This is a genomic window from Nocardia sp. NPDC004123, assembly GCF_053603795.1.
Window position 1 is genome coordinate 1 of the sequence record NZ_JBSGGG010000058.1, and the last position, 13,122, is coordinate 13,122.

The window sequence follows — 13,122 nt, forward strand, 5'->3', positions numbered from 1 at the left end:
GTTTTGTGGGCACTGTTGCGAGATCGGCGCGAATTCAGCTTCGACACACCGACTCCCGCCGCTACCGCCGCTTGACACGGTCATTGAGAGTCCTTCCGGTGTTGACAACTCTTACGTCGTAAGTGAATCATAGTCCACAGCAACGAACTCTTACGACGTAAGAGTTATCGGAAAGGGAGAAACCGCATGACCACCACCACCGTCGCCGACAACAAGACCGTCATCACCACGTTCATCAACGCGCTCAACCACGGCCTCGAGGGTGGGACCGACTGGGTCCGCTACCTGTCCCCGCAGGTGATCGACCACAACAAGGTGATCTTCGGGGAGGAGGACGCACCGGGCGCCGCCATCGAGGGCTTCCGTCAGCAGCTCGCGGCCTTCAGTGCCATCGACGAGCAGGAGAGCGGAATCCTGGTGCAGGAGTTGATCGGTGAGGACAATCGGATCGTGGCGCGGCTGCGGGTGATCGGCCGCCACACCGGCGCGCATGCCCGGATGCCGGAGCCGACCGGACGCACCTGCGACGTCGAGCAGATCTGGATCTTCACCCTGACCGGCTCGCGCATCAGCGAGATCCGCGCGGTCAGCGACCGGCTGGGCATGTTTCTTCAGCTGGGCTGGGACTGGCCGGCCGTCGACTGAGCGCCGATGGCCGGACGTCGCGGGCCCGGGGCCGCCAGGACCGGAATGCCCTGGCGGCCTTCACACCTGGCCGACCGCTACGCCGTAGTCGTGGTCTGCGGCGGGAAGGTGTACGAGGAACCGGTGCCCAACGCCTTCGCCATCATCGCGAAGAGGTCGTTGATTGCACTGCCGCTGAACATCGCGCCTCCTAGACGACCGGCGGCGTGGTGGTGCCCGCGCCCGGCTGGGTGATCGACGTCGACGATCCAGAAGTCACGAGGTGAGCGAAGGCGAGCAAGAGGTCGGTGAAGCCACTGCCTGTGTAGAGAGGCATGGGGTGAATCCTTTCGAGATTGTTTTCTTCAGTGCGAATCTCTTCGCGAAGGGGCAATGCGAATTACTTCGCGTTGCGACGCTTGCCCTTCGGCCCCTTGGGGTTGTAGCTCGCGGTGGAACCAGCGCCGAGGAACTGCAGCACCTGGGTCATCAGGGCGCCGATGTCGACGGTGGTTCCGCCACCGGTGGGGGGAGGAGTGGTGGTCATGGTGTTTCCCTTTCTTTCACGACGCGGACAGACCCCCTCGATGTGTGGTTTCTTCTCGGGACCGCCGCACGAGGCCATGAGCGGCCTCGGGTTCAGGTGCGGAGCTGTTATTTCCGCGGGTTATTCGGGATCGACCGCCATCGCCTCGATGAGCGATTTGGGCCGCATGTCCGTCCAGTGCGCCTCGACGTAGTCCAGGCACGTCTGCCGCCGGGAAGGGCCGTGCGCGACCGACCAGCCGCCGGGGATGGCGGCGAACACCGGCCACAGCGAGTGCTGTTCTTCCTCGTTGACCAGCACGTAGAACTGCGCGTCCTCATCGTCGAAGGGATTGCTCATTGCGGTATTCCTTTCTAGGCACGGTCTTCCGAGCCGGCTGCGGCGTGCAGGCTGGATTCGTTCGAGAGCTGCCCGTTCAGGGCGTCGGCGACCACGGCGAGCGCCTCCGGGCTCGCCATCCGCCAGTGGGTGGCCCACACCGAGTGGTTGCGCAGTTCGCCGTCGATGGCGTCGGGCCAGCCCGAGATACCCAGGGTTCCGGTCGGATCATCCAGGGCCGCCGTGAAATACAGCAGGTCACCGTGGAAGGGGCGAGGCCGGTAGCGGCCGATGAGCTCGAGCGAGGCCACGCCGCTGTCGATGATGCGGGCCAGGCGATCCGCGCCGACCGAGGCGAAGGGCTCGGGCAGCGCGGCCAGCTGGTCGGCCAGGGCGGCCGGGTCGAGACCCTCGAGGTCGGCAGGATCGCCGAGCAGGTCGCCCAGCATCTCCCCGATCGGCACGGTGACCGACTGGGCCCCGGCGTCGACCATGGGGCCGTCGACATCCAGCGAGCTGTCCAGCATGGCCAGCGTCGCCACCCGCTGCCCGTCGTCCTGCAGCCGCACCGCCACCGCGTGCGCGATGACGCCGCCCAGCGACCAGCCGAGCAGGTGGTACGGCCCCTCCGGCTGCACCCGGCGGATCTCCTCGACGTAGCGGTCGGCCCATTCCTCGATCGAATCCGGCAGCGGCACCGCGCTGCCCAGCGTCGGGGACTGCAGACCGTAGATCGGCCGGTTCGCCTCCAGGTGGGCGGTCAGGCCCGCGAAGGACCAGGCCACGCCGCCGATGGGGTGGATGCAGAACAGGGGCGCGCCGGTACCGTCGCGCAGCGGCAGCAGCACGTCGAAGGCGCGGTCCACCGCGAACTCCCGACGCCGCACCCGCGCCGCCAGGCCGCCCGGGGTGGGGTCGGTGAACAGCGCCAGTACCGGCACCGTGGTGCCGAAGGCCGTACTCAGCTCGGCGGCCAGTCGCACCGCCAGCAGCGAGTTGCCGCCCAGCTCGAAGAAGTTGTCGTCCAGGCCGATTCGCTCCGCATCGAGCACCGCGGCGAAGGCGGCGCACACGGTGTGCTCCACTTCGCTGGTGGGAGCGCGGAATTCGCGGGCCGCGAACACCGGTTCCGGCAGCGCGGCGCGGTCCAGCTTGCCGTTCACGTTGAGCGGCAGGGTATCCAGGACCGTGAAGGCCGAGGGCACCATGTAGGACGGCAACCGTTCGCGCAGCGCAGCCGCCACCCGGTCGGTGTCGAGCGCGACACCCGCGGCCGGGACCAGGTAGGCCACCAGGGTGCCGCCCTGCGCGCCCCGGTCCAGCACCAGCACCGCGGTCCGCGCGATCTGCGGCAGTGCCAGCAGCGCGGCCTCGATCTCGCCCAGTTCGATGCGGAAGCCGCGCACCTTCACCTGGAAGTCGGTGCGGCCCCGGTACTCCAGTTCGCCCTCGGCGTTCCAGGCCACCAGGTCGCCGGTGCGGTACATGCGCTCGCCCGGTTCGAAGGGGTTGGCCACGAAGCGATCCGCGGTCAGTTCGGGGCGACGGAAGTAGCCGCGCGCCAGCTGCGCGCCCGCGAGGTACAGCTCGCCTTCCACCCCGGCCGGGACCGGCCGCAGCCGGGCGTCGAGGACGTAGACCCGCGAGTTCCACTCCGGGGCGCCGACCGGCACCGTGACCTGATCATCCTCGGTCACATAGTGATTGGTGATCGAGACAGCGGCCTCGGTGGGGCCGTACAGGTTGTACAGCTCGGTGTCGGGCTGCGCCGCGCGGAAGCGCTGGGCCAGCGGCGCGGGCAGCGCCTCACCGATGGCCAGCACCCGCCGCAGCGGCAGCTCGGGCAGGTCGGCTCCGGCGCTGAGCAGCGCGTCCACCATGGACGGTACCGCGTGCAGGGTGGTGACCCGCTCGCGGACCATGAGCTCGCGCAGGTAGGCCGGATCGCGCTGCCCGTCAGGGCGGGCGATGACCAGCCGGCCGCCGGACGCCGCCGCCGACCAGAACTCCCAGACCGACAGGTCGAAGGTGGCGGCGGTCTTCAGCAGGGCGGCGTCATCATCACCGAGCGCGAATTCCGCGGTCTTCCAGAGCAACTGGTTGACGATGGCCGCGTGCGGCACGGCCACGCCCTTCGGCCGTCCGGTGGAGCCGGAGGTGAAGATGACGTAGGCGGTGTGCGCGGGCCGCAGCCGGCCGCGGCGCTCGGCGTCGCTGACCGGCTCGTCGGAGTATCCGGCCAGATCCAGCAGGTCGATGCGGACCTGGGCGGTGTCCACCGACAGGTCGGTGCCGGAGGTCAGCACGGTCACCGGGTCCGCGGTCGCGAGGATGTACTCGGTGCGGTCGGCGGGCTGGTCCGGATCCACCGGCACGTACGCGCCACCGGCGACCGACACCGCGTACATGGCGACCACCAGGTCCACCGAACGTCGCAGCGCCAGCGCCACCCGGCTCTCCGGGCCGACGCCCAGCGAGATCAGGTGCCGGGCCAGGCGATTCACCCGCTCGCCGAGTTCGGCGTAGGTGACGATGACCCGCTCGTCGCCGTCACCTACGAGCGCGATTGCGTCCGGGGTGTCGGCGATGGTGCGATTCAGCAGGTCCGGCAGGGTGAGGGTGCGATCGGTCCGGTACCCGGTCTGGTTCCAGGACTTCAGGATTCGCGACCGTTCGGCCGTGGCCAGCAGTTCCAGGTCGCCGACCGGGGTCGCCGGGCCGGCCACGACCGCGTAGAGCAGGCGGCTCAGGCGTTCGGCGAACCCGGTAGCGGTGCCCTTGTCGAACAGGGCCGTGGCGTAGGTGAGCTGGGCGCTGAGTCCGGCCGGGGCGCCGTCGGCGGCGTAGCGGTCGGCGATCACCAGGTGCAGGTCGAACTGCGAGATGACGGTCTCGAAATCGGCCGCGCCGACCCGCAATCCGTCCAGTTCCAGCTCCGGGGACTCGACATTGTTGAACGAGAAGCCGACCTGGAACAGGGCGTGGCGAGCGGTGGAGCGGGCCGGGTCGAGTGCCTCCACCAGGCGTTCGAATGGCACGTCGGCGTGTGAGAAGGCGGACAGGTCGGCTTCGCGCACGCCGGCCAGCAGGGCGGTGAAGTCGGAGGCCGGATCCACCGCGGTGCGCAGCACCAGGGTGTTGACGAACATGCCGACCAGATCGTCGAGGGCCTCGTCGCCGCGGCCCGCGACCGGTGAGCCGACCGCGATGTCGGTGGTGCCGGACAGCCGGGCCAGCAGCAGCGCCCACGCCGCGTGCAGCACCATGAACAGGGTGGCGCCATGCGCGCGGCCCAGTTCAGTGAGCCGCCGGTGCAGGTCGGCGTCGAGTTCGAACTCGACCGCCGTGCCCTCGGTGGACAGCACGGCCGGGCGCGGCCGATCCGACGGCAGGTCCAACTGATCGGGCAGGCCCGCCAGCGCGTCGCGCCAGAAGCTGAGCTGCCGCGACAGCAGCGACCGCGGATCGTCCGCACTGCCCAGGCGGGCCCGCTGCCACAGCGCGTAGTCCGCGTACTGTACCGGCAGCGGCGCCCAGGCCGGGGCCTGGCCCGCGTGCCGGGCGGCGTAGGCGGTCATCACGTCGCGGGCCAGCGGGGCCATGGAGGCGCCGTCTGCGGCGATGTGGTGCACCACCACGACCAGCACGTACTCGTTCTCCGTGCCCGCTAGGGCGAACAGGCGACCGCGCAGCGGGATGCCGCTGGTGACGTCGAAGCCCGCCGACACGAATTCGGTGATCACACCGAATAATTCGCTCTGTGCTACCGAGAAAGGTTGCAGCGAAGGCAGTTCCACCTGCTGCATGGTCTGGATCATCTGCACCGGACCGGATTCGGTGAGCGGGTACACCGTCCGCAGCACCTCGTGCCGCGCCGCCACATCGGCCACCGCGGCCTCCAGGGCGGGGATGTCCAGCGTTCCGGACAGCCGGATCGGAATCGGCATGTTGTAGGCCGAGGAGTCCCCGTCGAAGCGGTTGAGGAACCACATGCGCTGCTGCGGTAGCGACAGCGGCACCGGCCCGGAGCCGGTGCGCGGGGCCAGGATCGGTTCGTCGGACGGCCGCACCACGTCGGCGTCCACGGTGGCGGCCAGACCGGCCACGGTGGAGTGCTCGAAGACGGTGCGCATGGCCACGTCCACGCCCAGCCGCGCCGACAGGCGGGCCGAGAGCTTCACCGCGCTCAGCGAGTTGCCGCCGAGGGCGAAGAAGTCGTCGTCCAGGCCGACCCGATCCGCGCCGAGCAGTTCGGCGATGGCGTCGGCCACGGCGCGCTCGACGACGGTCTGCGGGGCGCGGAACTCGGCGGTGCGGAAGACCGGCTCCGGCAACGCCTTTCGGTCCAGCTTGGCCATCGGGGTGAGTGGGACGGCGTCGATGACCATGATCACGGCCGGGACCATGTAGGCGATGAGCGAGCGGCCCGCGAAGGCGCGCAGCTCCTCGGTGTCCACCACCCGCCCGGCGGCGGGCACGACGTAGGACACCAGCGACACCTCGCCGGTGCGGCCGGTGTGGCCGACGGTGACCGCGAATTCCACGCTCTCGTGGGCGATCAGCGCGGCGTCGATCTCACCCAGCTCGATGCGCAGGCCGCGCACCTTCACCTGGTCGTCCGAGCGGCCCAGGTACTCCAGCGTGGGTTCGGCGGAGCCCGGGATGGGGCTGCGCACCCAGCGCACCAGGTCGCCGGTGCGGTAGAGACGGCCGCCGGGCGCGCCGTACGGGTCGGCCACGAAGCGGTCGGCGGACAGGCCCGCGCGGCCGTGGTAGCCGCGCGCCAGACCCGGTCCGCGCAGGTACAACTCGCCCGCGGTGCCGTCCGGGACGGGCCGCAGCCGGTTGTCGAGCACGACCGCGGACTGACCGTCCACCAGGTCGCCGAGCACCACGCGGCCGTGTGGCGGCAGCGGGTAGCTCATGTGGCTGATGATGGTGATCTCGGTGGGGCCGTATCCGTTGTACAGCTCGCGGGTGCCGCCCCAGCGGTCCACCAGGTCCTGACCGAAGCCCTCGCCACCGACGGTGAGATACGGCATGCCGCGCAGGGTGTCGGGGTCGAGGGTGTTGATCACCGCGGGGGTGAACACGCCGTGAGTGACGCCCTCGGACTCGATGAGCTCCTTCAGCTCCGCTCCGCCGATGATCTCCACCGGGGAGATCACCATGGCCGCTCCCACCGGGAACGCCATCAGAATCTCCAGGATGGAAGCGTCGAAGCTGGGCGAGGTGCGGTGCAGGACACGGGAACTCGACGTGGTCGGCGAGTGCCGGTGGTGCACGCCGGCGATGCCGATGATGCCCGCGTTGCCGACCACCACGCCCTTGGGCCGGCCGGTGGAACCGGAGGTGTAGATCATCCAGGCGGCATTGTCGGTGTGCGCCGGACGCACCAGCTCGGCGGGCGTCAGGCGCGCGCTGGGCAGCGCGGCCAGCCGGGCCGCAGTGGCCGGGTCGTCGAGGACCAGCCAGGCGCAGGTGTCGTGCGGCAGCCGGTCGGCGTACTCGGCGACCGTGATGCCGACGGGCGCACCGGAATCCGACAGCATGAAGCCGATGCGGTCGGCCGGGTAGGTGGGGTCCACGGGCAGGAACGCCGCCCCGGTCTTGGCGACCGCGAACAGCGCCACCACCGAGTCCACCGAGCGCGGGACCGACAGGGCCACGAAATCTTCTGCCCCGACACCATATTCGATGAGCAGTCGCGCCAGGCGCGAGGACCGCTCATCGAGTTCCCGGTAGCTGATCTGCTCGCCCCGGTATACCAGCGCGGTGGCTGCTGGGTTGAGATCTACTGCCGCGCGCAGGATTTCGGCGAGCGACATCGGTTCCAGCGCGGCCGGGCCGCGGCGGGCCAGGATGGCACTCCGCTCACCGGGCGAGAGCACCTCGACGCTGCCCAGGGTGCGGGTCGGGTCCGCGGTGACGGTGCCCAGCACCCGGCCGAAACGGCGCAGCAGGTCGCGGGCGGTGTCCTCGTCGTAGAGATCGGTGGCGTAGACCAGTTCGACCACCAGGTTGCCGTCGGCGTCGAGGTCCTGGCCGACGGAGAAGGTGAGGTCGAATTTGGCGACGGTGTCGTCGAAGTCGACCGGTTCCAGCACCAGGCCGGGCACGGCGTGGGTGCCGTTGTCCAGGTCCAGATAGTTCAGCGACACCGTGAACAGCGGATGCCGGGAGGTCTCGGGGGTCACCCCGAGAGCGCTGACCACCTGCTCGAACGGGACGGCGGCGTGCGCGAAGGCCGCCAGATCCGCCGCCCGGGTCTCGGCCAGCAGTTCGGAGAAAGTGCGGTGCGCGGCCGGTCGGGTCCGCAGCGCAAGGGTATTGACGAACATGCCGACCGCGCGATCCAGCACGGGTTCGTCCCGGCCCAATACCGGTGTGCCGACGGCGATGTCGTCGCTGCCGGACAGTCGTGCCAGCAGCGTGGACAGCGCGGCGTGCAGCACCATGAACGGAGTGGCGTGGTGCCGGCGGGCGATCTCGCGCACCCGTTCGCCGATGCCGCCGCCGATGCGGCCGCGCACCACCGCGCCGCGGAATGAGGCGACGGCCGGGCGGGGACGGTCCGCGGGCAGGGTGATCTCGTCGGGGACGCCGGCGAGAGTCGCACGCCAGTAATCCAATTCGGTCTCGCCGACCGCCTCCAACACCAGGTGTCGCCATAGCGAGTAGTCGGCGTGCTGGACGGGCAGCGGCTCCCAGGCGGGCTCGTTCCCGGCGGTGCGGGACAGGTAGGCCAGCACCACGTCGGTCAGCAGCGGGTCGGTGGACGCGCCGTCACCGGCGATGTGGTGCAGCACCGCGACCAGTACGTGGCTGGTCTCGGATTCGCGCAGCAGCATGGCGCGCAGCGGCAGTTCGGTGGTGACATCGAAACCGGCGGCGGCGAATTCGTAGAACCGCTCCACCACCGACCCGGTGACGACCTCCATGGGCAGGTCGATGAGGGTGCCCACGGGCAGGATCACCTGGTGGCCCACGCCCTCGGCGTCCATCGGGTAGACGGTGCGCAGCACCTCGTGCCGGGCCATGACATCGGCCATGGCCGCCCGCAGCGCCTCGAAGTCGAGGTCGCCGATGAGCCGCACCGCGAACGGGATGTTGTAGGCGGGCGAGGCCGGATCCAGGCGGTTGAGCAGCCACATGCGGGTCTGCGACGGCGACAGGGGGATTCGCGTCGGGCGCTCGACCGCCACCAGCGGCGGCAGCGTGCGCCGGCCGGCACCGGTGACCACCGGGGCCAGCAGGGCCACGGTCGGGGCCTCGAACACCGTGCGTACGCCGAGATCGCAGCCGAAGGCGGCATTGATCCGGGCGACCAGGCGCATGGCCAGCAGCGAGTTGCCGCCGCGTTCGAAGAAGTCGTCGTCCGCTCCGATGGGGTCCGCTGCGCCTTCCCGCGCTTCCCCGAGCAGCTCTCCGATGAGGTCGGCCAGCAGTGTCTCCGCGCCGGGGTTCGGGGGACGGTAAGCCGTCGCCGCGGCAGTGAATTCGACCTTTGGCAGGACCGACCGATCGAGCTTGCCGACGCTGGTACGCGGCATGTCCTCGAGCACCACCAGGTGCGCGGGAACCATGTAGGAGGGCAACCGATCCCGGGCGTGGTCCAGGACGGCCGCAGCGGAAATGCCTGGGCCGGAAACGTATCCGATCAGGCATTCGGTGCCCGCGCTGTCGCGGTCGAGCAGCACCACGGCATTGGCGACATCGGCCGCCGACAGCAGCGCGGCCTCGATCTCGCCGAGCTCGACGCGCTGGCCGCGCAGCTTCACCTGGAAGTCGTTGCGGCCCAGGTACACCAGGTTCCCGGCGCGGTTCCAGCGCACCAGGTCGCCGGTGCGGTACATGCGCGCGCCGGGCACGCCGAACGGATCGGCGATGAAGCGTTCGGCGGTGAGCCCGCCGCGCGCCTGGTAGCCGCGCGCCAGCTGGGTGCCCGACAGGTAGAGCTCGCCGATGACGCCGGTCGGGACCGGCCGCAGGCGGGCGTCGAGCACGTAGACGCGGGTGTTCCAGTTGGGCAGGCCGATGGCGACCTCGTAATCCGGGTCGGCATCGGTGAACTCGTGGTACACCGCCGAGATGGCCGCCTCGGTGGGGCCGTAGGCGTTGTGCACCGCGCCGGAGACGTGGGCGCGCAGCGCGCCCAGCAGTTCGGCGGGCAGTGCCTCACCACCGGTGTGCAGGTGGCGGAACGAGCGCAGTGCCTCGCCGTGGCCCTCCGCGACCAGCGCGGCCAGCACCGACGGCACGTGCTCGGCGATGGTGACGCCGTGCTCGCGCATGCGGGCGGCCAGGTAATCCAGGTCCTGGTGGCCGCCCGGCCTGAGCAGCGCCAGCGGCGCGCCGGTGAGGGCGGGCAGGAAGCACTCCCACACCGAGACGTCGAAGGCCAGCGGCGCACGCTGCATGATGCGGTCGGATTCGGTTACGGCGTAGCGGTTCTCGAGCCAGCGCAGCTGGTTCATGATGGCGCGGTGGCTGGTGCCGACGCCCTTGGGCTTGCCGGTGGAGCCGGAGGTGAACAGCACGTAGGCCAGGTTGTCCGGACGCAGGGCTCGGGCGCGCTCGGTGTCGGCGATCGGGGCGGCCGAGAATCCGGAGGTGTCGGAGTCGGTGACCGACAGGGTCCGGATGCCTTCCAGCTCGGGCAGTTCCGCGCCGTCGACGGTGAGCACCAGGCGGGCGTCGGAGGTGGCGAGCACGTGGGCGAGGCGGTCGGCCGGGTGCTCGGGATCGACCGGGACGTAGGCCGCGCCCGCATGCACGATGCCGTAGAGGGCGACCATCAGGTCCAGGCCGCGCACCGCGGTGACGCCGACGATGTCGTCAGGGCCGATGCCGTCGCGAATCAGCAGGCGCGCCAGCCGATTCGCGCGCTCGGCGAGTTCCGCCCAGGTCATGGTGGCGCCGTCGAGTTCGACGGCGACCGCGTCGGCCGACAGCTCGGCGCGGCGGTCGAGCAGGTCGGCCAGAGTCTCGCGGGGCAGCGCCCGCACGGTGGCATTGCGGTCCGACAGCAGCAGGCCGCGTTCGGCCACCGACATGAGCTCCAGTTCCGCCACCGTCGTGCGCGGGTCGGTGACGAGCGCGCGCAGCACCCGCTCGTACCAGGCCAGGAAGTCGCCGATGGTCTCGGCGTCGAAAAGGTCTGCGGCGTAGTGCAGGTGGACGTCGATCCCGGCAGGCGCGCCGTCGGCGTAGTGGTCGCTGAGCGTCCAGTCCTGATCGAACTGGGTGGGCAGCATCCCGGCGTCCAGGCCGCTGATGGCCAGGCCGCGCAGCCGGATATCGGGCTGGGCCAGGTTCTGCATGGTGAAGCCGACCTGGTAGATCGGCGAATGCGACTGGGAGCGCATCGGATTCAGCGCGTCCACCAGCGTCTCGAACGGCACCGCGGCGTGGTCGAAGGCGGCCAGGTCATGCTCGCGCACCTCGGCCAGCACCTCCGCCAGGCCGGCATCCGGCCGCACCCGGGTGCGCAGCACCACGGTGTTGACGAACATGCCGACCAGATCGTCGAGGGCCTCATCGCCGCGCCCGGCGACCGGCGTGCCGACCACGATGTCCGTTTGCCCGGACACCCGCGCCAGCAGCACGGCCAGCGCGGTGTGCAGCACCATGAACGGGGTGACGCGGTGTTCGGCCGCGAATTCCACCACGGCTGTGTGCAGTTCGGCGTCGAGCACGGCGGTCCCGGCCCCGGCCCGGCCGGTGGCCACGGCGGGGCGCGGCCGGTCGATCGGCAGGGCCAGCACATCGGGAGTTCCGGCCAGTTCGCGCTGCCAGAAACGCAGTTGGCGGGCCAGCACCGAGGTCACGTCCTCGGGCTCGCCCAACACGCGGCGCTGCCACAGGGCGTAGTCGGCGTACTGCACGGGCAGCGGCCGCCAGGTCGGCGCGGTGGATGCGCAGCGGGCCACGTAGGCCTGGGCCAGATCGCGGGTGAGCGGGGTGAGTGACCAGCCGTCGGCGGCGATGTGGTGCACCACGATCAGCAGCACGTAGGTGTCGGCCTCGTCGGTGACGCGCAGCAGCCGGGCACGCAGCGGCACCTCGGCGGTGACGTCGAAGGCGGTGCGGGCCAAGCCCTCCGCCAGCGCGGGCAGTTCGGCCGCGGCCACCGGCCGCGGTTCCAGGTCCACCAGGCGGGTCCCGGCGGGCAGCACCACCTGACGGCCCACGCCGTCCTGCTCGGGGTAGAGGGTGCGCAGAGTCTCGTGCCGGTCGATGAGGTCATCGACTGCGGCGCGCAGCGCCTCGACGTTCAGCGATCCGGTGAGGCGCAGCGCGAATGGCAGGTTGTAACCGCCGCCAGCGGTGTCGAACCGGTTGAGGAACCACATACGCTGCTGGGCGATGGACATCGGGACCACATCGCCGCGGTGCTGCGGAACCACCGGCGGCAGTACCGTATTCGCGTCGACCGCGGTGTCGTGGGCGTCGAGCCGGGCGGCCAGGTCGGCCACGGTGGAGGCTTCGAAGACCATGCGCACACCGGCGGCGATGCCGGTGGCCTTGGAGAGGCGCGCCACCAACTGGGTGGCGATGAGCGAATTGCCGCCCAGGGTGAAGAAATCGTCGTCCAGGCCGACCCGCCCGGTGCCGTTCTCCGTCCCGGAGATGCCGAGCACCTCGGCGAAGACGGCGGCCACGATCCGCTCGGTCGCGGTCTGCGGCGAACGGAAGGCGCGGACCTGCACGGCCGGGGCAGGCAGGGCGCGGCGATCCAGTTTCCCGTTGACGGTCAACGGGATTCGGTCCATGACCACAATGGCCGTGGGCACCATGTAGGACGGCAGCGACTCGGCCGCGCCGTCGCGCACGGCGTCCCCGGTGAGCGCGGCACCGTCCTCGGGCATCACGTAGGCCACGATGCGCTGATCGCCCGGCTGATCCTCGCGCACGATGACCGCGGCCTGCGCCACGCCCGGCTGGGCCAGCACGGCGGACTCGATCTCACCGAGCTCGATACGGAAGCCGCGCACCTTGACCTGATCGTCGGCGCGGCCCAGATATTCCAGCTCACCGAGACGGTTCCAGCGCGCCACGTCACCGGTGCGGTAGAGGCGACCGCCGGGCGTGCCGAAGGGCGAGGCCACGAAGCGGGCCGCCGACAGCTCGGGGCGGCCCAGGTAGCCGCGCGCCAATTGCCCACCGGCCACGTACATCTCACCCGCGACACCGACCGGCACCGGGTGCAGCCGGTCGTCGAGGACGTACACGCTCAAGCCGGCGATGGCCCGGCCGACGATCGATCCCGTCGCGGCGGCGATGGTGTCGGCGTCGAGGAACCGCACGGACACGTGCACGGTGGTCTCGGTGATGCCGTACATGTTCACCAGGTACGGCGAGGAATCACCGTGGCGGGCAACCCAATCCGACAGGCGGCGCAGCTCGAGCGCCTCGCCGCCGAAGATCACGTAGCGCAACGAGAGGCCCGGCTCGTCGTCCGCCGGTGCGGCGATCCGGTCAGCCTCGGCCAGCTGGTAGAACGCCGACGGGGTCTGGTTGAGCACCGTGACCTGTTCGCGGCGCAGCAGTTCCAGGAACTGCTCGGGCGAGCGGGACACGTAGTAGTCGACCACGACCAGCTTGCCGCCGTAGAGCAGCGGACCCCACAA

5 protein-coding genes are annotated in these 13,122 nt (G+C 70.5%); 1 reads left to right on the plus strand and 4 read right to left on the minus strand.

Annotated features, from left to right (window positions below; genetic code table 11):
* The first annotated feature begins 186 nt into the window (after positions 1–186).
* Complete coding sequence (locus ACWEQQ_RS44715) at positions 187–645, plus strand: ester cyclase (protein WP_452352523.1); 459 nt, start codon at positions 187–189, stop codon at positions 643–645.
* Positions 646–835: 190 nt separating this feature from the next.
* On the opposite strand, the gene ACWEQQ_RS44720 is transcribed toward ACWEQQ_RS44715, so the two are convergent.
* The 4 genes from ACWEQQ_RS44720 to ACWEQQ_RS44735 form a co-directional block, all read right to left on the minus strand.
* Positions 836–961, minus strand: coding sequence for a hypothetical protein (locus ACWEQQ_RS44720; RefSeq protein WP_364614154.1), 126 nt, complete (start codon positions 959–961; stop codon positions 836–838).
* A gap of 63 nt (positions 962–1,024) precedes the next feature.
* Entirely contained in the window at positions 1,025–1,171 is a 147-nt protein-coding gene (locus ACWEQQ_RS44725; protein ID WP_364614151.1) for a hypothetical protein, read from the minus strand.
* Between the two features lie 120 nt (positions 1,172–1,291).
* Complete coding sequence (locus ACWEQQ_RS44730) at positions 1,292–1,510, minus strand: MbtH family protein (protein ID WP_364614148.1); 219 nt, start codon at positions 1,508–1,510, stop codon at positions 1,292–1,294.
* Positions 1,511–1,524: 14 nt separating this feature from the next.
* Positions 1,525–13,122 (minus strand): amino acid adenylation domain-containing protein (locus ACWEQQ_RS44735; RefSeq protein WP_452352524.1); only part of this gene is annotated, 11,598 nt, incomplete at its 5' end.

Bases quoted from the DNA above. Each gene is read 5' to 3' on its own strand.
- ACWEQQ_RS44715 (WP_452352523.1), top strand. From the start codon at position 187: ATGACCACCACCACCGTCGCCGACAACAAGACCGTCATCACCACGTTC.
- ACWEQQ_RS44720 (WP_364614154.1), bottom strand. From the start codon at position 961: ATGCCTCTCTACACAGGCAGTGGCTTCACCGACCTCTTGCTCGCCTTC.
- ACWEQQ_RS44725 (WP_364614151.1), bottom strand. From the start codon at position 1,171: ATGACCACCACTCCTCCCCCCACCGGTGGCGGAACCACCGTCGACATC.
- ACWEQQ_RS44730 (WP_364614148.1), bottom strand. From the start codon at position 1,510: ATGAGCAATCCCTTCGACGATGAGGACGCGCAGTTCTACGTGCTGGTC.